Source organism: Propionivibrio sp. (assembly GCF_029255185.1).
Taxonomy (GTDB): Bacteria; Pseudomonadota; Gammaproteobacteria; order Burkholderiales; family Rhodocyclaceae; genus Propionivibrio.
The window spans coordinates 15,217-41,377 of sequence record NZ_JAPUVO010000081.1 but is presented as its reverse complement, the minus strand read 5'-3'; the positions used below and the strand labels follow the sequence as shown (position 1 = coordinate 41,377).

Here is a 26,161-nt window from a genome sequence, read left to right as displayed (position 1 = left end):
TCGCTAAACTTCACCGCTGAGGTATGGCGCAACTTCCGCAGTTGGCTTCGCACCATGAATCCAGCGCTACCCCCATCCGAGCTTGTCGTCGCAAACGCCCTGCGGGCGGCCATCCCGGCATTTTTAACGTTTCCACAATTAGACCCCAGCCTCAAGAAAATAACGAGCAAATACACCCGTTACGATCTGGCCTCGGCCGCCAGCCTATTGGTCGCGTGAAAAAAATCGGAAAAGTCGACACTGTCCAGTTCCTAGTTAGTTGGGGTAAGTGTTGTGCAATCAATGCACGAACAGCGCGATCAGGATGATGATCGGGATGGGAATGCCGAGAAAAAACAATAGAAGTGAACGCATAGTGAGGCCTCTTGAAGTTGGATATTTGAACTGGATAGTCAGGCGTCACGCTGCCGGCCACCGTAAGTAGCAGCCAAGCTCGCGACGAAGGCACCGATGAGCAAGGACACAAACACCCACAACGCCGCGTAGGCCGATGCCTTGCGTGCCTTGTCGAGGGCATCTTTGGCGGCAACTTCGGCATTGTGCAGCTTGGCCTGAGCGCGCGCGTAGACGTCGGTCACGCGCTTCTCGGCCTCTTGCTGCGACATCCCCGTACGTTGGGCAACGAGCTGACCGACGTACTGTATGTCCGTGGGCGGCAGGGGTTCGGAACGGCTGACGTTCATGAAAATACGGCCAACCTCCGCGGCATCTTTGGTCATTGTGCGCTCGGAGGCTTGAGCAGGTACGGAAGATCCGGTCGGACTGGCAGCCTCAGCGCTCCCACTACGGCGAAACAGCGAATCGACAAAGTAAGCCATTGGCCCACTGTCCTCAGCGGCCATCTTTCCAGATGCAGTAAAGCCACTCGCAGCCACGGTGGCAGTGTTGGCTACACCACTAACGACCGAGGCCCCGGCCTGGATACCGCCATTGAGGATGCCCCCGATAGCCGAGGTCAGCAGCGTGGCGGTGGCCAGCGAGGCCACCGCCCAAGCCAGAAAGCCATGCGCGGTGTCACGGAAATAGACCTCGTCGGTGTGCGTATCCATCCATTTGCTTCGCAGTCGGCCGGCCAAGTAGCCCCCCATCGCGGAAGAAAGCAACTGCGTGAGCGTGAGCCAAACGATGGTGGATACGCCAAAATTCGCTGCACTAATTCCTTCAGAGGACCACGGGGATACCGATGACAGGCCGAGCCCGACACCGAGAATGAGCAGGATCAATGACAGGGCAGCGCCGGCAGCAGCGCCCGCAGCGATGGCGCCCCACGAGACAGCGCTGGTGACGGAAATTACGGTGTCGGCGTGGCTGTCGGCCAGGGCACCGCGTTGGCGTGGATCAGGAGGTAAGGTGGCAGTAATGGGCATGGCAGTCCTTTCGGTCAAAGGTGATCACAGGTGCTCAAATCATGTGCCCCCTATTGGGTTCACGAGTTGCACACTAAGGTTCCTGAAAATTTGCGTCGGTGCGGTAACCAACACAGGTGTTTGGACGTCTTGCGATACTGTCGCTCACTCTGATTGCCCTGACAGAACTTTCCCAATAGCCACCAGATATTTCTGGATCACAATCTTTTCGTCAAATTCTCGAATAATCCGCTCCCGTGCGGCTTTGCCCATCTGGGCCCGCTCCTTTGCTGACAGCAGCAGCATGCGGCGCATTGCTTCGGCAAGCGCTGTTGAATCCCGCACTTTGCAGAGCAAGCCGGTCTCTCCATCAAGCACGGCTTGCCGGCACCCGGGAACATCCGTTGCTATCGTTGGCAAGGCCATGCTGGCTGCCTCAAGTAATGTTTTTGGCATGCCTTCCCGATATGACGGCAACACCACGCAATCGGCTTCGGCATAAATCGAAACCGTATCGTCCGAGTGACCAAGATACTCAATAACGCCTTCATGCACCCAGGCATCCACCTCGGCCCGTGTTACCGCAGAAGGGCTAGGCACATCCAGAAAACCCAGCAAACGAAAGGACACTGCAGGAAACTCTGCTTTCAACTGGCGAGCGGCGGCAATGTACTCACCAACGCCCTTGTCCCACATCAGCCGCGCCACCAACAAGAAGACGAAAGCCCCCCCTTCCCGTGCGTTTCTCCTTGGAGAAAACCGGGATACATCGACGCCGGAACCCGGAAGCAAGGCCGTTTGCTCCGCCCTGACCAAACCGGCATCAAGAAAAACCGCCCGGTCTTCGGCATTCTGAAAAAAAATGCATTTTGGCCAAGAGAAAGCGATTCGATACAGAACTCGTGCTATGCGGTTGAGCCAGCCGCCGGCGATAAATGTCCGCCCCAAGCCTGAAACATTCGCCACCACCGGTATGCCCCACACGCGAGCCACCAGCGCAAGATAAATATTCACCTTTGGGGTGTAAGTCAGCAGTAAGGCCGGACGTTCGCGCCCCAACAAGCGCACCATTTGCCACAAGGTCATCAACTCTCGTAATGGATTGGTGCCTGCATTATTGAGTTGCATTGGCACATAGCGCACGCCGCAAGACTCTACCCTGCCAATGTAATCATCTGGCGGCGCATAGGCGGTGACGCGAAACCCTGCTGCGCCAAGTGCTGTAAGCAAACCACGACGAAAATTGAAAACATTCCATGTGGTATTTATAGCAACCCAAACTTCCTTGGACGGGGCCTTGCTCATGGCGAAGCGTTTTCCGCCTCCAGCCACGCCTGATACATCAGCACATCCCACAAGTGGTACTGCCAATTGCGTTGGCCGGAAAGATGCTCTTTCCATTTGCGACGGATGGGCGCCGGCTGGAAATAGCCTTCACGCCGTAATCTTTCCTCACCAAGCAGTTCTTCGGCCCATTCACGCAAGGGCCCACGCAGCCAGGAGTCGATCGGCACACCAAAGCCCATCTTGGGTCGATCGACGAGTGCTGCTGGCACATGCTTGTACAGCACTTGGCGTAAAAGCCACTTTCCTGTTCCCCCACGAACCTTGTAATGCATGGGCAGACGCCAGGCAAATTCAAAGATTCGATGGTCAATCAGTGGCACCCGTGATTCGAGACTGACCGCCATGGCGGCACGATCCACCTTTACCAGGATGTCATTGGGGAGATAATTTAACGCATCGAGCAGCATCATCTGCTCGGTTAACGAAGGCAGTGAGGGCGGCCGACCAGACAGCGGCGTTTCCGGCTCGGCTGCGCCCAGCACCACGTCGCTAGGTTCCCAGTGGCTCACCAGGCCGCGATACAAGCCCATGCCACTGGCAGCGTCGAGCAATGTTGCTCCCTTGTGCAGCTTGTCGCCGGGTGCTGGCCAGCGGTGTGCCTTGGGAATGAACGGGGCTGCCAGTCGATAGATGTTGTCCCAAGCTTGAGGCGATAGCGAAAAAATGACATGTGCAACAGCCCTTCTCAACGCATGAGGCATCAGTTCAATCTTCCCCCACAGTCGCGCGGCGAGAAAGTAGCGCGAGTAACCACCGAACAGCTCGTCGCCGCCATCGCCAGAGAGAGCCACCGTGACCCGCTCACGAGCCAGTTGCGCGACCAGGTAGGTGGGGATCTGCGAGGAGTCAGAAAACGGCTCATCGTAGATTGTAGGCAGCTTCGGGATCACCGCCAGCGCATCCTGTGGCGATACGTACAGCTCAGTGTGCTCGGTTCCGATATGGCGGGCAACTTCGCTAGCGTAAATGGCTTCGTCATAACCCGCCTCGCGAAAGCCGATCGAAAAACTCTTGACCGGGCGGCTAGACTGCGTTTGCATCAAGGCAACGACGGCCGAGGAATCGATCCCGCCGGAGAGAAAAGCGCCGAGCGGAACATCGGCCAGCATTTGCCCGGCCACCGCGCGGGACAACTCGGCCTCAAGTGCCGCTACGGCCTGCGCATCGCTGGCAAAGGTAAATGGCTTGCTTACCCCGGTCATTGCCGCGGCCAATGCCGACCAATAGGCCAGGGGTTGCGGCATCTGCTGTTGTCGCATCGCATCCGAAGTCAGTTCCAGCCATGTTCCCGGCATAAGCTTGGACAGGCCACGGTAAATGCTATAGGGCGCCGGAATGCAGTTGTGGCGCAATAGCAGCGCCAGTGCTCCCCGGTCGACTTCGCCGCTAAAGCCGGGCAATGCTTTGAGTGCTTTCAACTCCGAGGCAAAGGCAAAGGCCCCGGCCACATAGCCGTAGTAGAGAGGCTTTTCACCCAGGCGATCGCGGGCCAGGACAAGTTTGCGTTCCTGCCTGTCCCACAGGGCGAAGGCGAACATCCCCACGGTCGCTTTTAGCGTCTTCTCGACACCCCAAACGGAAAAGCAAGCCAGCAGAGTTTCCGTATCCGATTGTCCGCGCCAGGGGGTGAGGGCGGACGTCTGCAACTCAACCCGCAAATCCAGATGGTTGTAGATTTCTCCGTTAAAAACGATCACATACCGCCCGCAATGGGAGTGCATGGGCTGATGGCCCGCAGACGAAAGATCAAGAACCGAGAGACGAACATGCGCCAGACCAACAGCCTCATCGTTGTCGCACCATACCCCTTGATCATCCGGGCCACGGTGCTGCAAAGGGGCAATCATTAGCCCCATCACGGATGCGATCGGTTGATGATCCAGGGCGGCAAGCCCCAGTACGCCGGCTAGGCCGCACATGCGTTGCGACCTTTAACCCAGTTTTTACGCCATTGGACATACATCAGAACCGTCCATAGCCGAGGAAGCCTGTCTGCGCCGGCCAGGTGTTCACGCCACGCCTGTTTGACCGGCCCAGGAATCAGACCCGCGTCTTCAAGGTCAGCAGTGCCTAGCATGGCCTCAGCCCAATCGCGTAATGGCTCCCGGAGCCACTTGCCCATTGGCATGCCGAAACCTTGCTTGGGTCGCTCGATCAGTTCCCTCGGCACATGGCGATAAAGCACTTCCCGAAGCAACAACTTCCCCTGATCACCATTCTTGGCAAGCTTGAAACTTTGCGGGAGGCGCCAACTCCATTCAAACAGCGGATGGGTCAGCAAGGGCACCCGGGCCTCCAGCGACACGGCCATACTGGCCCGATCAAGCTTGGTCAGAATGTCATCTTGCAGATAACACTGTTGATCGACAAGCATCATTTCTTCTGCCCACATCAGGTCGGGGTAATTCACAGAATCCGGCCCTAACGCTGCACGCGACGATTTCCCGAGTAGCTCCTCTGGAAAAGGCCACGCTGACATCGTCAACGCATACGCCTGATCACGAGAACATCCGAGATAGGCGGCAACACGCCTCACCCTCTCTGACAAACCGGATGCTCCGCCATAGCGATGTCCCAATAGAGGATTTATCGTATCGTCCCAAAATACATTGGGGACGCATTGCAGCATGCCCGCTGCCAGTTTTGAGCCTCGTTTTCCCAGGCGCTTGCGCCATTTTTCAATCCGCTCGGCCCAAAAATATCGGGGGTAGCCACCGAAGAGCTCATCCCCGCCATCGCCGGAAAGGCTAACCGTGACATGTTCACGAGCGAATCTTGAGACCAGGAAAGTCGGGATCGAACTCCCGTCAGCAAAAGGCTCGTCATAGTATGACGCCACCTCGGGAATCAGCGCCGGTATGTCTTTGGCATTCAGAATCAATTCATGATGATCCGTACCCAAATGAACGGCCACAGCCCTGGCATAGCGTGACTCATCATGGCTGGGATCTGAAAATCCAATCGCAAACGTAGTAACCGGCCGGGGCGATACGGCCTGCATCAAGGCCACTACAGTAGAAGAATCAACCCCGCCGGAAAGAAAGGCCCCATAAGGAACATCCGACTGCATATGCAAGCTAACGGAGCGGCGTAAGCGCGCTTCTAACTCATCAGCAGCTTCTGAAAAACTTAACTTCAAGGGCTTGTCGCGACCTGCCCGCGCACTTGCCTCGGCACTCCAGTAAGGAAAAATACGGACACCATTGGCGCCCCGGCGGAGCAGACAACCCGAAGGCAGTTTTTTAACTCCGAGCACGATCGAAGCCGGAGCGGGGATGCTCAAATAACGGAAATAAGCATAAAGCGCATCAGGGTTAATCGAATCATCCAGCCAGGGTACAGGCTGTAACGCTTGCAATTCAGAGGCAAAGGCAAAGCCGGCCTTCGCATCGGCGTAATAAAGAGGCTTGATGCCCAGAGGATCGCGCGCGAGCCACAACGCTCTTTCAAAGGTGTCGTACAGGCCAAAAGCAAACATCCCTTCAAAACGAACCGTTGCGGCCTCAACCCCCCAGCACTCACAGGCAGCAAGAACGACTTCAGTATCGGAACGGCCTCGAAAAACCGTACCGACGTCCTCCAGTTCCCGGCGAAGATCGAGATAGTTATAAACCTCGCCGTTAAACGTCAACACATAGCGACCGGTGTTGGAAATCATCGGTTGCCGGCCTTCAAGGGACAGGTCAAGCACTGACAAACGACGGTGACCGAGCCAGACACCCTCTGCGGACCACTCGCCGGCTCCGTCAGGGCCACGATGCGTCAAGCGCTTCAGAATCTCTGTCGTACAGTTTGACGCAGTGAATTGACCCAGTAGGCCCGCGATTCCGCACATAGGCTATTTCTTGACGCCTACAGCACACCAGTAAGGCTCCCGATCAGAGAAGCGAACATCGATCATTCCTGCTTCTCGCAACATGCATTCAATCTGCCCTTTACTAAAGCGCTGCTCCAGACGCGTACCGAAACGATCCAGCGCATCGGTTCGCATTACATAGAACGACTTGTCTCGGTAATAGGCAAGTGGCCACCCCATCGGCATTTTTCCCATAGCGGCGAGTTGTTTTGCGCATCGCGCCATAGGCCAGTAAACCAAGGCTGCAATAATTTCACAAAGGATGCTTTTTGCACCGAACGGCATTGTCGAAACAATTTTTCGTGTCAGATCGCTGAGTTTCCACACGGCTCTGTACCACCACGACCTGTTATCAAAAGCGTAATAAAGATACAAGAGCAGAGGTGCTCCACGCTTCATCTTCACGGCAATAGATGCGATGGCTGCGGCAGTATCGGGTACATGATGCAAAACCCCGAGTGAGTACGCGAAATCCAGACTCCCATCTTCAAAGGGAAGTTCAGCAACTGAGGCGTGGCCAAAAGTGCAGTTAGCGATGTTGCCGAGATTTTTTCGCGCTACTTCGAGAGCTTGTTCACTGGCGTCAATTAAATGCAGAAAACCGACTCTAGGGGCAACAATCGAAGCCCATCGGCCGCTTCCACAGCCTATATCAGCGCCTACTGCGTTGCTTGGCAAATTGCCCCAAGGAAATATCGAGAAATAATCGTTGAATATTTGCTTTTTTTCGATCTCGATCAAACCACTTTGATCAAATGCCGCCCATTCAAGACCGAACCCTCCCACCGTTTTTGTATCAACATTCCTCATCTGAAAGTCTGAATCTATTCCATGGACAATCCGTTTAATGGCAATCTCATGGAACTTCGCACAGGCGCCCAGGGTGAATTTATCGGCCACCTTTTTTTTGCCTGCCTGACCAAATTTAACGGCGAGGCTGCCGTCATTCAACATCGTGATGATTTTTTCAGCCATGGCAGTCACATCCCTTGGCGGAACAACAAACCCATCGACATTATCGTTGACCAACTCAGGTATACCGTCAGCTGCATATGCAACAACCGGACATCCCCACGCAAAGCTTTCTAGCAAAGCCGTTGGACACCCTTCGCCCGAAGGCGAAGGCAAGACAAATAGTCGTGCCCGCTTCAAATAGGACGAGACATCCATCTGAAAACCAACGCACCGCACTGCATGCGCAAGCCCCTTCTGCTCAATCGCATGTTGAACCTCACCAGACATATCATCCCGCCCGACGAAAATAAAGCGGGCTTGAGGGATCGTAGCGAGAACAAGTGTTATGGCATTTAAGTAGTTGAGGTGGTCTTTCCGCGGACTGAGATTCGCTACCGTCAATACTTCTAAGGGACGCGCGCTAGTCTCTGAATCGTCTGCGGGAATTTCTGCAAGGCCGTTGTAGATGACATGAATGCGGCGCGTGGGAATCCTGCAACGCTGGGCCAGCGTATCCGCTGCGATCTGCGAGTTTGTTATGTAGCCATCCACCAGCAGGTTAGACCAACGCTCAAGAAACCTGAACCAGTGATCGAGTCGCGAATCCGAAGCCGGATTCCAACGCACACCTTGCACCAGACAGACACCAGGCATGAGTGGCTTCATCCAGCGCAAAATAAATGCGGCGCGAATACCACAGACATAAATCACATTGATCTGCTCGCGTCGAATGTAAGCCCGCAAGGCAATAAATGCGCGCAGGTTCAACTGGCCGTGAGCTTTTGCTCCCTTGCGATAGCCAAAAACAACGGGGTGGCGCTGTAGTTCACGCACCCAATCGCACCAAGGCCCTTCGCCATCCAGAGTTGCAAGATGATATTCAAGCGCTGACGACTGACACGCCATTCGCGTCAGACTCCGTTCAGCTCCGCCAAGCTCACTACTTGAAAAAAGAAGGAGAACACGTGCAATCGGTACGGAATTTGTGGGAAGCGCCACATTCATTTGGCGTCAGCGCCAAAAGTATGAATAGTATCGTCGAGCCGTGCCCCTTCTCCAGCGCGCAACTTAAAAAATCCCTTGCCCAGCTTGATGATATTACTGGGATCGATACCCGCCATTTCGAACATGGAAAAGATTTCTGGCTCAGTGAAATAGCGCTGGTATTGATGGCTACCAAACCAGTCATACGCTGTGTGCCTGGCATTCTTAAATCCCATCTCCCTGCCAGCTTTTCGTACCATGAACAAAGGCGCCAGAACGGGGCTTAAAGCCCATAACAGTGATTTCGGTAGCCGCTTGGTGATCGAACGGATCGGCTCTAACGCCATCGTTGCCGGCGTGACCATATAAAATGAAACCACCAACTCACCGCGATCGTTCAAATTGTTGATCACTCGCTTCAGAACATTGAGTGGGTCTTCCACATGCTGAATCGCACCAAGTAAATAAATAAAATCCGCTTCGAACTCAACTAAGCCAGCATCGCCCTGAATTACTTCGACGCGCGGCTCGCCTGCAAAGATTTGTCTTTGAAGAGCGGCTGCAGGCTGCGCAAGCTCCACAGAAATGATCCGTACAGCCTTCGTCATGTTTGCCAACGCCCAAACATGCCGACCGTTGCCCGAGCAGACATCAGCGATCACTTTGTCATCATGATGATCGAACCAGAGGCCACAATCCGTGAACAGGCGTCGATGGAAGGTCCGTGTCGAATCGATTACTGTTTGTTTAGTCCATTGCCAGCTAAAAGACTCAACAGATTTTTGAGACTGGGCAGGTGTTGAAAGCATAGTAAAGCCTTTTGTTATCGCAGACGGGCAAGCACGATATAGTGGGTTGCCATCAAGCGGCTGTATAGAGTCAGTCCAATACCAGCTAGAAGGAGTCGTTCTGCGGTTCGTTTAAGCAAGGTGTTGTATGGCGAATAAGGCGCAGACGCATAGTGATAATCTCGAACGATCAAAAAACCGTTTTCCTCCAGGAAAGCCCTGAACGATTTTGTAGTCCAAAAATTGACATGTCCAAGATCATTTTGCTGCCGATGTGTGCGGCGTAAGGCGTGTGAAATGTTTTGCCACAAACAAATCTCAATGGGAACTTCGAAAACAAACCAATCACTTAATTTTCGCAATTGGCTCAGTGTTGTTTCTGGATTAGGCACGTGCTCCAGGACATGGGATGACACAACAACGTCGAATTGCTCGCGATCCGTAGTGTTTGATAAATAATCAATAGTTTCGAAATGCAAGCCATTTCCTGAAAATGTTTTTCGTGCGTTGTTCACACCGGAATTGCTCACATCAACGCCGAGTATTGATGTGCCAAATCCATTACAGTGCATCCAATAGCTTAATACGCCATTCCCTGAGCCGAAATCCAAGACGCGATTTGGTAAAACCATTTCTCCCCAGACTTTTTTAATAGCGGGGAATCTGTCACGAACAGCAGAATCGAATGCATAGGCCTGCTGATAAATAGTGTCCTCCCAAAAGGACTCGTAGAAACCCGAAGGGATGTTTGTCGCTTTATCCATAACGCCTAATCAGTCCAATTTGTTTGGCCATTTTAGCGATTGCGCCACCAAATTTTTGGCCAAGTACTAAAATCACCGCCACACCTAAAGACTCTTTCACGCAGGAAAGAGACGCGCCACGAAACCAAGTTCGCCAAGCCCCTTTTAGGCCCGAAAATTTTAAGTAAACTGCATAGCGCAGTAGCTTTGTTCTATAGATTTTTGGAGCTTCACGAATATATAGAAATGCAAAACGATCAAACAGGTTTTTATAACACTCGGCGGTCTCTCTGGCCTTGTTTGGTGTAGTCCAGGCAGCCGACACAGAGGCGACTCTATCGTCGTGATAGATACGCAGCACTTGCGGCGTGATCCAGAATGGCCCATCCAGAGCAAAGTTAATGTAACTCACAATTCCACAAGACTTGCGCATATTTAGATCAATATAAGGTTTTTGACGAATATATTCGCCGCGAAATAGCGGGATGTATTCCCCGGAATGGCGCTCATTCAGGAGGTCATTAAGAGACAGCAGTCCTTTATAATCAGGTTCTTGAGAAGTTATTTGAAATTTTGTATTTTGGCAGGCGGCATAGCAAATATTAACTTTGGCGGGCCATTCCTGAAGGATTTTCTCCATCACCGAAGGCCATTTCACCACCAACTCGTCGTCCGAATCCAGTATGGATACAATATCTCCTCGCGATGCTGCAATACCGCTATTACGTCCTGCGCACATGCCGCGATTAGTTTTGTGCACCACCAATTGGGCAGCGGTGAACTGTTCAACGATATAGGCTAATTCCAGGGCATCATCGCTACCATCATCAACCACAATCGCTTCAACCTGCCAATCCGTCGGCACGGGCCATCGAAATACAGATTCCAGTGTTCGTAGTATTGTTGTGGATGAATTATGTGCGGGAATAACGTGCGATATCAACATGCGAAACGCTCCGTCATTAGTTTTGTGCTGGCCTGTCTTGCTCGTAAGCGCCACTCCCGATCCACTACAAAGCGCTCAATCGACTGCTCTAATTCTAACTCGAATAAACTCGTATCCGCCGCACGGATGAGTTGTTTAATATCGGATAGCTTGAAGTAAGCGGAAGACGGCATTACACCATCCCAGATCGAAATTGGCGGCGACAGAAGGTTTCCATTAACCCCGTTATCAACCAACTCGCTCAAGGCATAAACATCGGTGGCGATCACTGCCAAGCCATGTGCCAAAGCCTCTAGTGCGACCATGCCAAAAGATTCAACATAGGTAGGAAGAATAAGAACGTCAGCATTCTGCATGAAGCGGGTGTGCACCTCATCGCGGGTAAAGTGAGCCTTGTGGACAACAAGGCCGTCGCAACCTTCCGCGAGGGCGGCGAAATCGGGAGGAAGATGGGCGATTACATCCAAGCGGCACGACCCCAGTCGTGCATACACACGTCGAAAAGCCTTGAGCATGGCCTCACCGCCCTTGATTTCGAATTGCGTACCGACAAAAAGGAATCGACACACATCGCCAGATGGCTTTATAACAGTAGAAACAGGGGAAATGCATGGATAGTGCACCGTGGCTTTAGCATAAACGGCCATCCCGAAAAGCGAACAAAGGCTGTTTCGGCAAGCCTCGCTCATACAACGAATTTCACGGCAGCGCTTTGAAAGAAGGATAAATTTTATTAGCCGATTATAAAGTGGCATGGCCCGCAAGTTATAACCAACAAGCGACCAAGGATTATCAATATCAATAATAAAATCACCAGTGGCTATTAGGGCGCCCCATACATAAATCACTGAATCCTTCGGTGCAACTCTTGGGCGTAACTTGATATTTAACAACGGCAGGGTTTGTTTCCAGGACATTATTAGTTTTGAAGAATTTGCATAACTAACATCAACCTGAGTACCGGTGTGTAAATCAAGCAGGTCGCGATTCATTACCTCGCTTACAGGCCACCGACGGATGGTGTCCAGTTGACGATCTCTAAATGTGCAATGAGGGTAAAAGTAAATTTTAGTCACAGATGGACTCAGAGGCTGTGAATTAATGGATAAACACTCCAAAAGCTATCATTCCGGTGAAAACTGGAATCCGTTCATTCCTCTGATATTCATTAACAATTAGATAAACGAGCTAGACCCCGGCTGCCGCCGGGGTGACGAGCGAGGAAATCAGGTGGTAATCAATTTTTCACATGCTTTCAATCTTGAAAGAAGCGTTCTTAATAAACATTAACGCAGCAGCCATTTCCAAGAAGTTCGGCCCAAGACACATCAGGCAATATGTTGCACGATCTAACCTTGTTCGTTAGGCCAGCAAACTTGAGTGTTTTTTATTTCAAATATCCGTTCAAGCTGGCGCTGTCTCTCGGCAATGGCAAGTTGTTTTGCCTTGCGTTTGCCATAAATGCTTACTGAGAATGTTCGTGATTTTCTAATTCCATTTTCATCGATCCATTCGGCTCTCCATCTTTCTGAGCCATTCGTTCTTTTATAAAGACCAACGCCCGGAATGCCCGATGTGTTATTGCGCCGGACAATCGTCCGATGCCACAGATTACGCTCGGCTGCTGGAGCAGCAAGGATTAGCTCATCGCGGTATTCAAGGGCGGCTGATAAGGCTTTTTGCTTCCCACCCAAAATATTATCAGAGAACATTTTTATGATGACGTTGCCTCTCCGTTGAACTTGCACGAGCCAAGCATGGGTCCTCCGGGTGTCATTATCTATGCGGCGAATGTTGCGATGGTGTTTCATTGTCCCTCAGGGATTAGGCATAACGAATGAAAGGGACTTCCCCGTCCCGAGGAAGCGGAGTTAAAGCCGCACGCCAACGCAGTGCCAAAATGGTGATGTCGAAGTCGTCCATTTGAAACCACGAAAGGGGAAGTGCATGAGCATTATGACGATAGGAATTGATCTTGCCAAGAACGTCTTTGCTGTTCATGGTGTTGATGAGAATGGCAAAGCGGCCCTGATCAAGCCCAAGGTAACAAGAGAGCAACTGCTACCGATGATCGTCCAGTTGCCGCCCTGCCTGATCGGCATGGAAGCCTGCTCAGGCGCACATCACTGGGCACGGTTTTTTCGGGAATATGGCCACAGCGTCAAACTCATCGCCCCCAAGTTCGTCACCCCCTACCGTCTGAGCGGCAAACGCGGCAAAAACGACGCGGCCGATGCCGCCGCCATCTGCGAAGCCGTCACCCGACCCAGCATGCGCTTTGTCCCGGTCAAGGAAGAACATCAGCAAATCATCCTCTGTCTGCATCGCACCCGCCAAGGCTTTGTCGAAGAACGTACGGCGATCTATAACAGGATGCGCGGCCTGATGTCCGAGTTCGGCATCGTCCTGCCGCAGAAGGTCGCCTGCCTGCGCCGAGCGATTGGAGCGTACCTCGAAGATCTGCCGGGCCACGCCAACCGTTGTATTGGCGACCTCCTAATGCAGTGAAAATGAAATCAGACCAGAGAAAAAAATGAACTAAAAAATATCACGCGCACTTGCGAATTCGGGGAAGCCCTTGTCGTAGAGCTAACCGGCGCTGCGCGGCTTTATCGCGCAGCGTCCAGCGACCGAAGGGAGCGAGCTTGAGCGCCATGTCGTTATCCCGTCTTTCACGAGAACCTCAACCACGTATCGCCGCCTCGATTGTGGCAATGTCGATCTTTTTCATCGTCATCATTGCATCGAACGCGCGCTTGGCGATAGCGCGATCGGGGTTGGTGTACGCTTGAGTCAGGACGATCGGCGTAATCTGCCAGGACAATCCCCACCTGTCTTTGCACCAGCCGCACTCGCTCTCTTGCCCACCGTTGCCGACAATCGCGTTCCAGTATCGGTCCGTCTCGGCCTGGTCAACGGTCGCGACCTGAAACGAGAACGCCTCGTCGTGCTTGAACGCGGGCCCTCCGTTGAGCCCGATGCAGGGAATACCCATCACGGTAAACTCGACTGTCAAGACGTCTCCCTTCTTGCCCGACGGGAAGTCGCCTGGTGCGCGGTGTACCGCGCCGACGAACGAATCGGGAAAAGTCTCGGCGTAGTACCGCGCTGCGTTCTCAGCGTCATCGTCGTACCAGAGGCAAACCGTGTTTTTCGCAGGCTTTGTCATGTCATGACTCCATTGTGATGAACCATTGGAATTCAGGGGCGACGGAACGTTCCACTGGCGAGATAACGTTCAAGCTTAGGGACGCGCCGCATGCGGCGCGTCCCTTGGAGCGCAGTGTTGGGCGCCCTCACGGCAAGACCGCAAGGAAGATAAACACGGCGAACAGCACTAGATGTACGGCTCCCTGAAGCACTGTAGAACGCCCCCCGGCCAAGGTCATTGCCGAAATCATCAGGGTGAGCACGAGCAGCACCATCTCCTTTGGAGGCAGCCCGAGATCCAGCCGCAGTCCCCATATGATGGAAGTGGCTGCCACAGCTGGTATGGTCAGGCCGATTGTGGCAAGCGCAGAACCCAGAGCCAGATTGAAGCTCGTCTGCATGCGATTGCGCATGGCTGTTCGGACTGCGGCCCAGGTTTCGGGCAGCAGAACCATAAGCGCGATAGCGATGCCGATGACCGCATGCGGCACCGATGCCGCATTAACAATGGCCTCAATATTAGGCGCAAGCGCCTTGGCAAGGCCAACGACGGCAACTAGACAGAGAAACAGCAGCGCAAAACTTGTGAACGCCACAGACGCAGGGGGCGGAGTTGCAGGTTGGTCCTCGGACTCCACTCCGACGGGCAGAAAATAACTACGATGGCGCACGGTCTGCACGAAAACAAAAACTCCGTAAAGCGTAAGTGAGACCACGCCAACAAAGGCAAGTTGGACCGACGAGAGCGTTGGCCCAGGCGTGGAGGTAGTGAACGAGGGCAGCACCAGCGTCAAGATAGTGAGGGTGGCAAGTACCGACAACGCCGGGTTGGTTCCTTCGACCCTGAAGGTGAGCACGCGATGCCGCAAAGCCCCCATCAGTAGGCACAGTCCCACAGTGCCGTTACAGACGATCATCACGGTCGCATACACCGTATACTGATACGGTGTCGTCAGGAGTTCGTGGCTAAACTCCTGACCATCGCAGATCTCCCTGGCGCGAACAAGAAATCCGCGTTCAACTTCCTCTCGCTTATGAGCACCGGCGCCGTTGGCGAATAGCTTGTATTGCCGTGGTCCGACTTCTAGAACTTCAAAACTCATCATCGCCCCCTCAAGCCAACGAGAATTCGGGGTTGAAGCACATCCGTCGATCATTGCCAGAGCGGGCAAAAGAAATAGGTAGGGCCGCATGTAATCTCCTAAGAAGAGCTCCAATCGGGATAGGAAGAAGCCTCACGGCCCCTCCCTCCCACACCACCGGACATACGGGTCACGTATCCGGCGGTTCGACGAATTAAATTTCTACCGTGGTGGTGCAAGATTCGGTAGTCCCAAGTTTATGAAGAACTGTAATGTGCGTATTTCGCCGAACGTGACCGGTGATTTCGCCAAAGCGTGACCGATGCGGAGATGCTGTATGGGTAAAGATTGATGTTGCCTCAAACGGTCATGCTCTTGGCGAAATCGCGGTTACGCTTTTGTGAAACGACGGTCACGCTGTCGCGAAATTGGAGAGGCGGCAGGGTTATCCACGGTGCCGCCTCCCGCTGATTTATCAAGCGGGAGGCGAGCGGCGCGGTGGGTAACCCGTGTTGCGTGCAAAGGCGGTTCATCGTGCTGGATTTTCCTGCTTACGCAGGGATTCGCCAGTCAGGGCGAGCTTGTGCGCCGCGTGCAGCACCCGATCCAGAATGGCATCCGCCAGTATTGGATCGTTGAGATAGGTATGCCAGTGTTCCGTCGGTAGCTGGCTGGTGATCAGGGTGGCACGCGTCCCCACCCGGTCATCAATCACCTCCAGCAGATCGTTACGTCCCGCCTGATTCAACGGCGCCAAGCGTGGTCAAGCGATCTACATGACAAATGTCGCCGTGGAAGCGTACCCGACTTCAGGGAGGAATGTACCTGTCAGAAATGAAAGGTGACAGCAGAAAAGCAAGGTGGGTGCGAAGATGGCGCCGCCAGCGGCAGCAATCGACAATCTCGTCTATCAATCGCTGCGCAACGCCAGGGCGACGGCGTGGGTCTTATTGGAGGCGCCGAGTTTCTCGACGATGTTGTTGACGTGAAATAAGGCATTGGCAGTTCAATGCCAAAATTCCGATTTGACATTAAACACTAGCCCGCTTGCCCATCCAGGCGGGGGCGGGTCAGAACGGGCCAGTAACGTACGCCATAAAGACCGAAGGCCAGGGCCCACAGCAGTCCCGAGAGTTGAATGCTCGCTAGATAAAAGTCCGGCGATACGATGCCGCCGAAGACACGAACAAGCGCTGCGATCTGAACCAGAAGAAACATGAGCACTTCGAAGCCATCCGCGATCAGATGCCGCCCGGTATGGCCGCGGGCGGTTCGGGTCATCATGCCCAGCGTCAATCCGCCAATTGCGCCTGTTGTCAGGGCGTGAATGGCATAGGATCCGGACAAAAGGTGCAGTGCAGTCATGCCACGCAACGCGAGATAAGCCACTATCCAGGCATAGGCCGCATGCAGTATCCATACCAGCGGCGTATTCAGGGTGCGCCACGGTTTCCACAGGGACAGCCGCAGTCCATGGGCCAGGGCACCGAGCAGTGCAATTATGGCGATGACATTCTGAGGTAATTGCAGCAGGTCTGCGGCGAACAGCAGCAATATCGCGCCAAGTGCGCATTTTTCCAGCAGCGCGTGGCGTGTGGCATTGGCTCCAGGTACTCCGTTGTTGGTGAACATCGGAATCACGCGGCCAGCCACGACTGCCATGGTGAACAGGATCACGTCCAGTGCGAGTTGCAGACCCAGGCGCGGTTCCACTTCGAAGCGGCCTTGCAGCGCCAGGTGCAGGGCCAGGGACAACAAGGCCATCAACACCAGCAGGCCGACAAAGAAATAGTTGCGGACATTGCGCGATCGGAAAAGCGGAACGCCAATTGCCACGGCGATGGCGAGAGGAAAGGCCGCATTGACCACCGCTGCCGTCATGGCCAGAGGGGTCAGTAGCAAAACCCTGCCGCCGATCCAGAGCGCTGCCAATGCCATCAATGGGACGCCACTCGGAGTCGGCTGCTTCGTCCACGCGCGCACGGCAGTCAGCAAAAAGCCAGCGATCACCGCCGTGGCATATCCGAACAGCATTTCATGACCATGCCATGCTGCCCCTTTCAGGTACGCGGAGGGCAGGTCGCCGGAAAATTGCATTGACCAGAGCAGCACACTGAAAGCACTGAAAAAACTCGCCAGCAGATAAAACGGGCGAAATCCTAAATTCCATAGCGCGTGGTGGTGATTCGTTGTCGGCACGTGTGCAGGCGGCAGTTGGTTCATGGGGCGTCCTGAAAAATCCATCGTGATAGCCAGTTTAGCCGTCCTTCATCGAGAACACCTTGTTGTTTTCGAATCGGATGCTGGCGATTGGCAGATGCAGACTTTGCTGTGCCGCGACGCTTGAGCGGCCTAAGCGCGCCAGCGCACAGAACGGCAGGCGATATCCGCCTAATCTCATCGGCACCGGTGGTGGTCACCGATCAAGCGGCCCCGAGCGCAGATTTCTGAAGCTGCGGTTTACTGGGCGCGTGTCAATAAGGAGATGAAAATGAAGAGTAGGCACAGGATCGAGAATAAACACGAAGGCAATCACAAAGATAAAGCAGTGATCGCCGGAGCGGCTGATTTCCACGGCGAACGAATTCAGCAGGAAGCGGACATCGAGGCGAAGAATGAGACGGCGAACCGCCCCGAGGGTAATTACGAATACGAGCAAATGATCGCTGAGAACGCCGTATTCAACCCCAAGCAAATGATTGAGGAAGCGGCCTTTTATATCGCCGAACAGCGCGACTTCGCTCCCGGAAATGAGCTAATCGATTGGCTCCAGGCCGAAAATGACGTGGAGACCACGCTGGGCAACGCGAAATAGCTGCAACTTATAGTTTTCTTTCTCGCCCGCGCCGAAAATCGCGCCGTCGCCATCTTTTCGTTGGCGGCGGCGGTCACGCGTCAGTTCAACTTCAGCACTAGCCGGTTATCAACACCCTTAACGCCTGACACCGCAGCGGCCAAGGCTTTGGCCCGCTCGCTACTGGCCAGCGAATCCGCTGAGCCGCTCAGGCTTACGACGCCTTTTACGGTGTCTACACTGATTTGCAGGGTCTTAAGGCCCGGCTCGGCAAAAATGGCCGCCTTGACCTTCGCCGTAATCTCAGCATCGTCAATGGCGACCGCAGTTTTGGTGCCTTGTTCGCCCAGCTTGTCACCGACCTTATCGACCGTCTCGCCAATTTTCTTGCCGGCTTCATTCGCGGTCTGGTCGATCTTTTTGCCAGCGCTCTCCGCCGGGCCGGGCTTGCTGTCACAGGCGGAAAGCCCGGCAACGAGTAGCAGCGAAATGCCGATTAATTTTAAATTTTTCAAGGTTTTCATTGTGCGGCCCTTTCCAGAGGTGTTCACATCGCCAAAGTGGTTCCCCTCAGTTGATGGCGAATCAAATGAAGAGGCCGCCTTCCCAAACCGGAAGCCGGGCGATTATTCACGCGAACGCACTGTCCCACTTTCTTACACAAACTTCCGTGCGCTATCGAACATAGGCAAGGGCTTTTGGAAATGCGTGCAGATGTCCCGGCGCGCTGCGATTTTTCAAAGGCTATGTGCGCTGCAGGACAGACCCTGCCAGTTTCTGGGCGCGATAATCGACGGACGATCCGGGGTGGATTGAACGCCGGGCGCGCCCGCCTGGGGTCGATTTCTGGAGCAGCGCATGAACTATCGTCTGTCAGTGTTTGATACTCAAACCCAACGGAGGTCATATCGTTGTTTCGAGGGCAGGAATGACCGTTACGAGCCGTTCGCCAGGTCTTGTCCATGATCTACTTTGATTACCATCTTTGGCGGCGCTTCCGGTCAATTGCCGCACCCTACTGGTTGCGTGAAGAAAAATGGCAGGCGCGCGGACTGCTTGTCCTGCTGGTGCTGTTATTGTTGGGGCAGACCGGGTTTTCGGTGCTCTTCAACCAGCTTACGGGCGAGTTCACCTCGGCATTGGCGGCCAAGGATGCTGACCGGTTCTGGACGTCGATCGTGCAATGCCTGGGCATCCTGATCGTGGCCATACCGATTTATGCGTTTTATTACTATGTGCGCGACAAACTCGGTCTTAACTGGCGGCGCTGGCTAACGCGAAATTTTCTCGGCAGCTATTTTAGCCATCGGGCTTATTACGAATTGAATGCCAATGCCGAGATCGACAACCCCGATCAGCGTGTTGCCGAAGACATCAACACCTTTACCCAGAAATCACTTCAATTTCTGCTGGTCATCGTCGGTGCCGTGCTGCAACTGATCGCCTTTTGTGGCGTGCTTTGGTCGATATCCACCGAACTGGTTTTTTTCCTGGTCATCTATGCCGTTGCCGGAACGGCGGTTACCGTGTTGGTATTCGGCAAGGTTCTCATCAGGCTCAATTTTTATCAGCTCAGGCGTGAAGCTGATTTCCGTTTCAGTCTGGTGCGTATTCGCGAGAACGCCGAAGCCATTGCCTTCTATCGTGGTGAAGCCCAGGAAGCTTGGCAGGTCGGTCAGCATTTCAATGAGGCCTTCAGCAATTTTAATAAGCTGATCCGCGCGCAACTGAATCTGAATCTTTTTCAGTACGGCTTCAGTCTGATGACCATTGTGTTGCCCTACGCGATCATTGCCAGCCGGGTTCTCTCAGGGGAACTTGAAGTCGGGCGGGCGATCCAGGCAGCCGGTGCGTTTGCCGCGATATTGAGCGCACTGACGGTGATCATCGATAACTTTGAAAGCTTCAGCAAGTTTGCCGCCGGGATTGATCGTCTCGATAGCTTCGCCAGATTCCTTGCTAAGAAAGATGGTGGTTTGCGCAAGCCAGGGGATGAAATCGTTTTTGTCAGCAATTCGCACCTGGCAATCGAAGATCTGACCTTGCTGACGCCGAATCATGCGCGAACTCTGGTCAGGGATCTTTCGTTGACCATTGATCCGGGGCAGGGGGTGATGATCGTCGGTGCCAGCGGTTGCGGAAAAAGTTCGCTGCTACGCGCCATTGCCGGTTTGTGGCGTTCCGGAAGTGGCCGCATCATCCGGCCGGATGCCGGAGAGATGCTATTTCTGCCGCAACGTCCGTACATGCTGCTCGGCAGCCTGCGCAGTCAGTTGTTGTATCCGCAGCAGGACCGGCAGATCAGTAACGAGGAACTCCAGAGTCTGCTTGAGCGTGTCAATCTGCCTGATCTTGCCGACCGCTTTGGCGGCTTTGAAGCCGAACTTGACTGGGCCAAGGTATTGTCTGTCGGCGAGCAACAGCGCGTGGCTTTTGCCCGCGTGTTGCGCGTCGAACCGCGCTACGCCATCCTCGATGAGGCGACCAGCGCTCTCGATATTGCCAACGAGGACAGTCTGTATCAACTGCTGGCGGGCAGCACGACGACGCTGATCAGTGTCGGTCATCGTCCTTCAATCCTGAAATACCATCCACAGGTTCTGGAGCTTCTGGGTAACGGGGAATGGCGGCAGTATGCAGCGGAAGACTACCGCGCGAAGCAGTAGCCCTGCGTTCGCCTCTTTGGTCAATAGTTTGAAGCCAGGAGCGATTGGGCCAAGTCGAGCTCCTCGTGCTCAAATGCTGGCGAAAAATCATCAAGTTCTTGTGGCTTGAGGCCAACTTCGGCGCTCAGTGCGACGGTCCGCCAACTCGTTATCGCCTTTAGCACGTCAGAAAGAGTTGCCCGAGCCTGATTGGCATCCAGCATGAAGCGGTTGGCGAGCTCAAACAACGTTTTGATGGACGTAATGGGACCAGTAAGCGAAGCTTGAATACTCTCGGGTGCCGTCCTTTGCGTACGCCAGACGGCCAAGGTCGGCGCCCTCCTTGCCGATGCATACGTCCAATCGAGCAGTTAGCCTCCGAGAGTTGTTGCCAGAGGTGGGCTTCATAGGGCGCCAGCGCCTTTTTCGAGTTTTGGGGGCCTGGCGCGTTGCGGAAGCTTCTCGTCAGCAAGCATCAGCCCAATGGAGTCTTCCGCAGTGTCCATCAGCCGTCCGAGGCGGTCCAGTTCACCAAAGACTTGCAGTGCACGAGCCAGGTGCTGTAGCGCGATGCCCGCGTGGCCTTGTTCCATGCGCTGCACAGTCTTTGTGGACACACCTATGCGCTCGGCCAGCATGCCTTGCCATGCTGCGGCGCAGCCGGGCACGCTCGAGGTCGCCCCCCAATTTCTTGAGCGTACGACTGACGGGTAAGGGCAGTGGTGTCGCCATATTAAATCCAGAATTTGTCTTAATAAATAGATTAAAAAGTCATATAAGTCGCATTGTTGTTTTTATCGCCAGTCTTTGTCAAGTTCGCCGGAAAGGGCTTGTTCGCTTTCTCTTCGCCGGCGCAGACTGAAATCTAGTCTGGTCGAAGCCTGTGCGTTGGGCTAGGAGTTCTGCGCCGTCGATGCGCTCCGCCAGGCTCTCGATGTCGCGCTCTGTCACGCCGGCCTGCGCGAAGTGCTCCTGCCAGGTGTTCACGACGTCGATGACGGCGACAACTTCGGCCACGGCCTCCGCGGGCAGCAGACCGAATGCATCGCACTGCGACATTGCATTTTCGAGCGTCGAGTCTCGGCCCAGTGCTCCGCAAATAAATTCCTGGTATCCCTGCCCCGAGTTGGTCGGCAGGACGTCGTACGCCGGCGCCAGTTTCAGGCGGCCATTGCTCAACGGGTTCACGACCAGTAGGGCGTGGTTCTTTTCGTGGTCATCCGTGTTGTCGACCAAAATGTTGAAAACCATGCGACGGAAGAGCTCGCGTGCGTCGCGCTGGTTGATGTCGTCTTTGGTGATGCCGACGCGGCGGAGAATCCGCGCCAGTTCGGGGTAGCCCATCTCTGGCTCCTCGCCCGATGCGGTGGCCGCCCGGATGGCGGTGCCGGCCGAGATGCTGTGAATCCGCATACCCAGTTCGCGGTCGAAGCGGCGAATGGCGACCGCGTTTGCCCCGGTGAGGTGGATGACCTGCGTCTTGGCCACCGTGATGCCCGCGCGCTCGGCCAGAGTCATCGTCGCGTGTTCTATGAGTGGCGTGTCGACGGGTTCGTTGTTGAAGAACTTGATAACCCACTGCTCGCCATCGATGTCGATGAGCGCCTTGGGTTTTGCGCCACCGAGCGGAGTGCCTCCGCCCGCAATAATCTTGGCTTCCAGGGGGGTTATGGGTTCCGAAGCTTCAATCTTGGCCGCCACCTCGCTTAGCTGTTGCGCATCGTCAAGCCGAGGAAGCGGACCTACGTCTCGTGGGCTGTAGGTGCTCGACGATGTTGAAACACCGAGCGCACCGAATCGGTCGTCGCCGGCGTAGTACAAATACTCCATGAGGGAGAGGCGCTTGGGCTTTTCCACGCAACGGATGACCTTCTCGCCCCAACGGTCCGGCCGCGCATCATCGACTGCGCCGACCGCGCGTTGCGCATCGGCCGCCAGACGGCCTGGAGGCATGTGCCCTATGTCGACGAGGGGCAGGTCCTCGCTCAGCGCGAACCCATTGTCTAGCCACTGCTTGCCGTAGTGCAACGAGACGCCCTTGCCGGCGGCAACCAGCCTCAGCGCTCCGACGTAGCGCGGTGTGCCCGGGTCACCCAGGTACCAAAGGTACAGGTCGTCCAGACGCATCTTAGCCCGTCGTCTGGTTCTTACGCGTACGCCCTTCCGCGGAGGCTTGGGTACGCGCGCGGCCTAGTTCAAGGGCCTCACGGACATCCATCTCAATGGCACCTCGGTCGTACTCAGGCGCCGCGAGATTTCCAAGCTCTCCGTCTCGCTGGATGAGCCAGAGCGCCGTCGCGATGATGCCGATGCCCACAGACGGGTCACCGGCTTCGAGGCGCTGCAGCGTGGGCACAGAAACCCCCATGCGTTTCGCCCAGGTCTTCAATGACTCTTTGCGACGCAAGCGGGCCACAGCCAAGTCGGCACCAAGTTTTTCGAGGGCGGCAGCCGTCGCAGGCGGGAGATGCAGGAGGGCACGAGCGGTTTTTGGCATACACATAGATTATAACGGAATTAGCTGTTTGGTCAATATCTATGTGTATGCCACATGGCCTCTCCTCACTTATCTTGCGAAGCCCCCGGCAAATGACGGGGTGCGATTCAAACTCATGTGACCATCTACACAAGCCTTAACCACAGGTCCCTACCGCGCCACAAGCAGTGCAGAAGTCGCAACCGTCCTTGCGGATCATGGTGTGGTTGCCGCATTCGGCGCACAGTTTGCCGGCCGTGGGTTTGGCTGCCGTGCTGCCGACCGGGGTTTGCAGAATGCCCATTTGCTGTAGCGGCATACCGTTCTCGTCGAGGATGCCGAGCATGGCGTAGCGGTGGATGATGAGTTGTGCCATGTAGGCCACTGTCGATGGGTAATTGGTTTGCTTGCGCGTGCCGGGGATGAAGGCCATGAAGTCGCCGAGCGGCTCGGGGTAGTCGAGCAGTTTCCGAAGTTTCATGCCAATCCAGGCCGGGTCGAGAACGCGCATGTCGAGCGAGAGCAGCTTGGTCAGGCCGTCGAGGGCGCGCGGGTAGTTGCCGGAGAGCCATACCGAGTAGGGGCGGGTGACACCGTCAGGCAGGGTGATTTCCTTGAGGCCGAGAACGAAGTCTTCATCGGTGGCCGGGTTGAAGATGTCGACCGTCCATGACAGGGTGCCGTCAGTACCGGTCTTCGGTTCTTTCAGGCTGAACATGGCATCGAGCACTGGCGTCGGACCCTCGTTCTTGAAGGCGCCGAGTTGCTCAACGCGAAACTGGATCAATCGCGCCATGGCGGAGACCAGGGAGGGCATGCGCAGACGCTCGCCATGCGGCGGGAAATGCATGTCAAAGCCTTCGCCATTTGGCGTTTTAGCCAGTGTTTCGAGTTTCAATGCCAGCCAACCGTGGTCTTTGGCGCGCATGTCCATCGATAGTGTCTTGGCGACGGCGCCGAGGCCGCGTGGTTGCGCTGGGCCGTTGACCCAGGCTTCGAACGGCCATGAGCGGCCTTCTTCCTCGACATGGCCGACGAAGAGGGCGAACTTGCCAAGTTCGTGCTCAATCATGTAAGTCCACGCCATATTGCCTTCCGGTAGCTTAGGCCGGCCCGGCCAGCGCAGGCTGGAGAGCACCGGCGCAGGAAGGTTCTTGATCGACAGGCGGCGGTTGGCGTCGCCGCTGATAAAGTCCTGAGGCTGCTTTTTGTCTTCGGCCTGCTTGGTCGACTCGACCGAGAGCACCGAGCCCAGTACGCTGTTCGGGCGGTAGGTGGCCAGACCCTTGAGGCCGGCTTTCCAGGCGCTCATGTAGAGGTCCTGGAATTCCTCGTAGGGGTAGTCGGCCGGGACGTTGACCGTCTTCGAGATCGAAGTGTCGATGAAGGGCGCGACGGCGGCGACCATGTCCTTGTGCGCCTGCGCCGAGATTTCGAGCGCGGTGACAAAGTAGTCGGGCAACTTCTCGACATCGCCGCCCATGTGCTTGTACAGACGCCAGGCGTAATCCTCGACGGCGTATTCCTTGAGCGTGCCGTCGATCATGCGTTTCTTGCGGTTATAGGTCCACGAGAAGGGGGGTTCGATGCCATTGCTGGCATTGTCGGCAAAGGCCAGCGAGATGGTGCCTGTGGGGGCAATCGAGAGTAGGTGCGAATTACGCAGGCCGTGCTTGCGGATCTCGGCCTTGACCTCGGTCGGCAGACGCGAGGCGAAGTTGCCACCGGAGAGGTACAGTTCAGCGTTGAACAGCGGGAAGGCGCCGCGTTCCTTGGCCAGTTCGACCGAGGCGAGGTAGGCGGTGTTGCGCATGTGTTCGGAAATGCGCGCGCCCATGGCGGTGGCTTCCGGCCGATCGTAGCGCATGCACAGCATGCACAGAGCATCGCCCAAGCCGGTATAGCCGAGGCCGACACGGCGCTTGCTGGCTGCTTCTTCGCGCTGGCGGTCGAGCGGCCAGGCGGTGACATCGAGCACATTATCGAGCATGCGGGTCGACACCTTGACGACTTCGCCGAAGGCAGCAAAGTCGAACTCGGCACGGTTGGTGAAGGCGTTTTTGACGAACAGGGTCAGGTTGATCGAGCCCAGGCAGCAGCAGCCATAGGGCGGCAGTGGCTGTTCGGCGCAGGGGTTGGTAGCCTCGATAACTTCGCAGTAATAGAGGTTGTTATCCTTGTTCATGCGGTCGAGGAAGAGAATTCCCGGTTCGGCATGATCGTAGGTGGACTTCATCACCTGGTCCCACAGGTCACGGGCGCGTACCTTGCGATAGACCCACGTGCCGTCGTCACGCTGATAGGCGCCGCCGGCTTTCATGTCGGCATTGGGTTCGGCGCGGTGTGTCAGTTCGACCTCGGAATCGGTTTCAACCGCCTGCATGAAGGGGTCGGTGACGCCGATCGAGATGTTGAAGTTGGAGAGGTCGCCGTGGTCCTTGGCGTGGATGAAGACTTCGATGTCCGGATGGTCGCAGCGCAGCACGCCCATCTGTGCGCCGCGGCGGGCGCCAGCGGATTCGACGGTTTCGCACGAACGGTCGAAAACACGCATGTAGGAGACCGGGCCGGATGCGCGCGACTGGGTGCCCTTGACCTGCGCGCCTTGCGGGCGGATCGACGAGAAGTCATAGCCGACGCCGCCGCCACGACGCATGGTTTCAGCGGCTTCGGCGAGCGCACTGTAGATGCCGGGTTTGCCGTCGACGAGTTCGACGATGGAATCACCCACCGGCTGCACGAAACAATTGATCAGCGTAGCCGCCAACGGCGTGCCGGCGGCCGAATTGATGCGACCAGCCGGGACAAAACCGTTTTCCTGCGCCCACAGGAAGCGTTCCTCCCATTTGGCGCGGTATTTTTCTTCTTCGTTGGCGGCCAGGGCGCGAGCCACACGGCGGCGAACGTCATGGACGCTGGCTTCGCTGCCTTTGGCGTACTTTTCGATCAGGACTTCGGCGGAAATTTCCTGTTCGGCCATGGGCGCGGTTTGCGGCATTTCAACGATCGCGGTCAAGGATAGTTGCTGTGAATTCTGGCTCATGTTTTCC

23 protein-coding genes and 1 pseudogene are annotated in these 26,161 nt (G+C 55.3%); 5 read left to right on the top strand and 19 right to left on the bottom strand.

Annotated features, from left to right (window positions below; genetic code table 11):
- Nucleotides 1-219 (top strand): hypothetical protein (locus Q1J43_RS05440; RefSeq protein ID WP_301101374.1); only part of this gene is annotated, 219 nt, incomplete at its 5' end.
- 173 nt (nucleotides 220-392) lie between these two features.
- Here the strand turns inward: Q1J43_RS05440 and Q1J43_RS05435 are convergent.
- From Q1J43_RS05435 to Q1J43_RS05390, 10 genes are all read right to left on the bottom strand, one after another.
- Nucleotides 393-1,367, bottom strand: coding sequence for a hypothetical protein (locus Q1J43_RS05435; RefSeq protein WP_301101373.1), 975 nt, complete (start codon nucleotides 1,365-1,367; stop codon nucleotides 393-395).
- A 144-nt stretch (nucleotides 1,368-1,511) separates the two neighbouring features.
- Nucleotides 1,512-2,651 carry a glycosyltransferase family 4 protein gene (locus Q1J43_RS05430; protein ID WP_301101372.1) on the bottom strand — a complete coding sequence of 380 codons (1,140 nt, stop codon included), beginning with the start codon at nucleotides 2,649-2,651 and terminating at the stop codon, nucleotides 1,512-1,514.
- On the bottom strand, nucleotides 2,648-4,612 hold the full coding sequence (gene asnB / locus Q1J43_RS05425; protein WP_301101371.1) for an asparagine synthase (glutamine-hydrolyzing): 1,965 nt from the start codon (nucleotides 4,610-4,612) through the stop codon (nucleotides 2,648-2,650). The genes Q1J43_RS05430 and asnB (Q1J43_RS05425) overlap by 4 nt, the downstream gene beginning before the upstream one ends.
- Complete coding sequence (gene asnB, locus Q1J43_RS05420; RefSeq protein ID WP_301101370.1) at nucleotides 4,600-6,528, bottom strand: asparagine synthase (glutamine-hydrolyzing); 1,929 nt, start codon at nucleotides 6,526-6,528, stop codon at nucleotides 4,600-4,602. The genes asnB (Q1J43_RS05425) and asnB (Q1J43_RS05420) overlap by 13 nt, the downstream gene beginning before the upstream one ends.
- 3 nt (nucleotides 6,529-6,531) lie before the next feature.
- The gene (locus tag Q1J43_RS05415) at nucleotides 6,532-8,508 is read right to left on the bottom strand and encodes a glycosyltransferase (protein ID WP_301101369.1); all 1,977 of its coding nucleotides are present in this window, start codon (nucleotides 8,506-8,508) and stop codon (nucleotides 6,532-6,534) included.
- Complete coding sequence (locus Q1J43_RS05410; protein ID WP_301101368.1) at nucleotides 8,505-9,296, bottom strand: class I SAM-dependent methyltransferase; 792 nt, start codon at nucleotides 9,294-9,296, stop codon at nucleotides 8,505-8,507. Before Q1J43_RS05410 ends, Q1J43_RS05415 begins: the two co-directional genes overlap by 4 nt.
- Before the next feature lie 14 nt (nucleotides 9,297-9,310).
- A complete protein-coding gene (locus Q1J43_RS05405) occupies nucleotides 9,311-10,039 on the bottom strand; it encodes a class I SAM-dependent methyltransferase (RefSeq protein ID WP_301101367.1) in 729 nt (242 codons plus the stop codon).
- Entirely contained in the window at nucleotides 10,032-10,964 is a 933-nt protein-coding gene (locus tag Q1J43_RS05400; protein ID WP_301101366.1) for a glycosyltransferase family 2 protein, read from the bottom strand. Before Q1J43_RS05400 ends, Q1J43_RS05405 begins: the two co-directional genes overlap by 8 nt.
- Nucleotides 10,958-11,956, bottom strand: coding sequence for a glycosyltransferase family 4 protein (locus tag Q1J43_RS05395; protein ID WP_301101364.1), 999 nt, complete (start codon nucleotides 11,954-11,956; stop codon nucleotides 10,958-10,960). Before Q1J43_RS05395 ends, Q1J43_RS05400 begins: the two co-directional genes overlap by 7 nt.
- Nucleotides 11,957-12,313: 357 nt before the next feature.
- Nucleotides 12,314-12,775 carry an AP2/ERF family transcription factor gene (locus tag Q1J43_RS05390; protein WP_301101363.1) on the bottom strand — a complete coding sequence of 154 codons (462 nt, stop codon included), beginning with the start codon at nucleotides 12,773-12,775 and terminating at the stop codon, nucleotides 12,314-12,316.
- A gap of 136 nt (nucleotides 12,776-12,911) precedes the next feature.
- Between Q1J43_RS05390 and Q1J43_RS05385 the strand changes: the two are divergent.
- Nucleotides 12,912-13,463: pseudogene (locus Q1J43_RS05385) on the top strand (IS110 family transposase); the annotation flags it as partial.
- Between the two features lie 184 nt (nucleotides 13,464-13,647).
- On the opposite strand, the gene Q1J43_RS05380 reads toward Q1J43_RS05385, so the two are convergent.
- The 3 genes from Q1J43_RS05380 to Q1J43_RS05370 form a co-directional block, all read right to left on the bottom strand.
- A complete protein-coding gene (locus Q1J43_RS05380; protein ID WP_301101362.1) occupies nucleotides 13,648-14,133 on the bottom strand; it encodes a VOC family protein in 486 nt (161 codons plus the stop codon).
- A gap of 127 nt (nucleotides 14,134-14,260) precedes the next feature.
- Nucleotides 14,261-15,307 (bottom strand): hypothetical protein, encoded by a 1,047-nt coding sequence (locus Q1J43_RS05375; RefSeq protein WP_301101361.1) that lies wholly within the window; start codon nucleotides 15,305-15,307, stop codon nucleotides 14,261-14,263.
- A 418-nt stretch (nucleotides 15,308-15,725) separates the two neighbouring features.
- Complete coding sequence (locus Q1J43_RS05370; protein WP_301101360.1) at nucleotides 15,726-15,953, bottom strand: ATP-binding protein; 228 nt, start codon at nucleotides 15,951-15,953, stop codon at nucleotides 15,726-15,728.
- Nucleotides 15,954-16,056: 103 nt separating this feature from the next.
- Here Q1J43_RS05370 and Q1J43_RS05365 point away from each other — a divergent pair, with 103 nt between their 5' ends.
- The gene (locus tag Q1J43_RS05365; protein WP_301101359.1) at nucleotides 16,057-16,185 is read left to right on the top strand and encodes a hypothetical protein; all 129 of its coding nucleotides are present in this window, start codon (nucleotides 16,057-16,059) and stop codon (nucleotides 16,183-16,185) included.
- Between the two features lie 49 nt (nucleotides 16,186-16,234).
- On the opposite strand, the gene Q1J43_RS05360 is transcribed toward Q1J43_RS05365, so the two are convergent.
- A complete protein-coding gene (locus Q1J43_RS05360) occupies nucleotides 16,235-17,419 on the bottom strand; it encodes an NnrS family protein (protein ID WP_301101358.1) in 1,185 nt (394 codons plus the stop codon).
- Nucleotides 17,420-17,681: 262 nt separating this feature from the next.
- Here Q1J43_RS05360 and Q1J43_RS05355 point away from each other — a divergent pair, with 262 nt between their 5' ends.
- Entirely contained in the window at nucleotides 17,682-18,011 is a 330-nt protein-coding gene (locus tag Q1J43_RS05355) for a DUF2934 domain-containing protein (RefSeq protein ID WP_301101357.1), read from the top strand.
- An 80-nt stretch (nucleotides 18,012-18,091) separates the two neighbouring features.
- Here Q1J43_RS05355 and Q1J43_RS05350 read toward each other — a convergent pair whose 3' ends face one another.
- Nucleotides 18,092-18,514, bottom strand: coding sequence for a BON domain-containing protein (locus tag Q1J43_RS05350; RefSeq protein ID WP_301101356.1), 423 nt, complete (start codon nucleotides 18,512-18,514; stop codon nucleotides 18,092-18,094).
- Nucleotides 18,515-18,952: 438 nt separating this feature from the next.
- Here Q1J43_RS05350 and Q1J43_RS05345 point away from each other — a divergent pair, with 438 nt between their 5' ends.
- The gene (locus Q1J43_RS05345) at nucleotides 18,953-20,656 is read left to right on the top strand and encodes an ABC transporter ATP-binding protein/permease (protein WP_301101355.1); all 1,704 of its coding nucleotides are present in this window, start codon (nucleotides 18,953-18,955) and stop codon (nucleotides 20,654-20,656) included.
- Nucleotides 20,657-21,039: 383 nt separating this feature from the next.
- On the opposite strand, the gene Q1J43_RS05340 is transcribed toward Q1J43_RS05345, so the two are convergent.
- The 4 genes from Q1J43_RS05340 to Q1J43_RS05325 all read right to left on the bottom strand — a co-directional run bounded on the left by Q1J43_RS05340 (nucleotide 21,040) and on the right by Q1J43_RS05325 (nucleotide 26,154).
- Nucleotides 21,040-21,303, bottom strand: a complete 264-nt coding sequence (locus Q1J43_RS05340; RefSeq protein WP_301101354.1) for a helix-turn-helix transcriptional regulator — start codon at nucleotides 21,301-21,303, stop codon at nucleotides 21,040-21,042.
- A gap of 142 nt (nucleotides 21,304-21,445) precedes the next feature.
- A complete protein-coding gene (locus Q1J43_RS05335) occupies nucleotides 21,446-22,762 on the bottom strand; it encodes a type II toxin-antitoxin system HipA family toxin (RefSeq protein ID WP_301101353.1) in 1,317 nt (438 codons plus the stop codon).
- 1 nt (nucleotide 22,763) lies between these two features.
- Nucleotides 22,764-23,132 carry an XRE family transcriptional regulator gene (locus Q1J43_RS05330; protein ID WP_301101352.1) on the bottom strand — a complete coding sequence of 123 codons (369 nt, stop codon included), beginning with the start codon at nucleotides 23,130-23,132 and terminating at the stop codon, nucleotides 22,764-22,766.
- Between the two features lie 136 nt (nucleotides 23,133-23,268).
- Nucleotides 23,269-26,154, bottom strand: a complete 2,886-nt coding sequence (locus Q1J43_RS05325; RefSeq protein WP_301101351.1) for an adenosylcobalamin-dependent ribonucleoside-diphosphate reductase — start codon at nucleotides 26,152-26,154, stop codon at nucleotides 23,269-23,271.
- Nucleotides 26,155-26,161 lie beyond the last annotated feature (7 nt).

Coding starts and splice junctions, on each gene's coding strand:
- Q1J43_RS05375 (WP_301101361.1), bottom strand. CDS start 15,307: ATGCGGCCCTACCTATTTCTTTTGCCCGCTCTGGCAATGATCGACGGA.
- Q1J43_RS05395 (WP_301101364.1), bottom strand. CDS start 11,956: ATGAATCGCGACCTGCTTGATTTACACACCGGTACTCAGGTTGATGTT.
- Q1J43_RS05325 (WP_301101351.1), bottom strand. CDS start 26,154: ATGAGCCAGAATTCACAGCAACTATCCTTGACCGCGATCGTTGAAATG.
- Q1J43_RS05410 (WP_301101368.1), bottom strand. CDS start 9,296: ATGCTTTCAACACCTGCCCAGTCTCAAAAATCTGTTGAGTCTTTTAGC.
- asnB (WP_301101370.1), bottom strand. CDS start 6,528: ATGTGCGGAATCGCGGGCCTACTGGGTCAATTCACTGCGTCAAACTGT.
- Q1J43_RS05400 (WP_301101366.1), bottom strand. CDS start 10,964: ATGTTGATATCGCACGTTATTCCCGCACATAATTCATCCACAACAATA.
- Q1J43_RS05345 (WP_301101355.1), top strand. CDS start 18,953: ATGATCTACTTTGATTACCATCTTTGGCGGCGCTTCCGGTCAATTGCC.
- Q1J43_RS05350 (WP_301101356.1), bottom strand. CDS start 18,514: ATGAAAACCTTGAAAAATTTAAAATTAATCGGCATTTCGCTGCTACTC.
- Q1J43_RS05335 (WP_301101353.1), bottom strand. CDS start 22,762: ATGCGTCTGGACGACCTGTACCTTTGGTACCTGGGTGACCCGGGCACA.
- Q1J43_RS05330 (WP_301101352.1), bottom strand. CDS start 23,132: ATGCCAAAAACCGCTCGTGCCCTCCTGCATCTCCCGCCTGCGACGGCT.
- Q1J43_RS05430 (WP_301101372.1), bottom strand. CDS start 2,651: ATGAGCAAGGCCCCGTCCAAGGAAGTTTGGGTTGCTATAAATACCACA.
- Q1J43_RS05355 (WP_301101357.1), top strand. CDS start 17,682: ATGAAAATGAAGAGTAGGCACAGGATCGAGAATAAACACGAAGGCAAT.
- Q1J43_RS05360 (WP_301101358.1), bottom strand. CDS start 17,419: ATGAACCAACTGCCGCCTGCACACGTGCCGACAACGAATCACCACCAC.
- asnB (WP_301101371.1), bottom strand. CDS start 4,612: ATGTGCGGCCTAGCCGGCGTACTGGGGCTTGCCGCCCTGGATCATCAA.
- Q1J43_RS05390 (WP_301101363.1), bottom strand. CDS start 12,775: ATGAAACACCATCGCAACATTCGCCGCATAGATAATGACACCCGGAGG.
- Q1J43_RS05405 (WP_301101367.1), bottom strand. CDS start 10,039: ATGGATAAAGCGACAAACATCCCTTCGGGTTTCTACGAGTCCTTTTGG.
- Q1J43_RS05435 (WP_301101373.1), bottom strand. CDS start 1,367: ATGCCCATTACTGCCACCTTACCTCCTGATCCACGCCAACGCGGTGCC.
- Q1J43_RS05380 (WP_301101362.1), bottom strand. CDS start 14,133: ATGACAAAGCCTGCGAAAAACACGGTTTGCCTCTGGTACGACGATGAC.
- Q1J43_RS05415 (WP_301101369.1), bottom strand. CDS start 8,508: ATGAATGTGGCGCTTCCCACAAATTCCGTACCGATTGCACGTGTTCTC.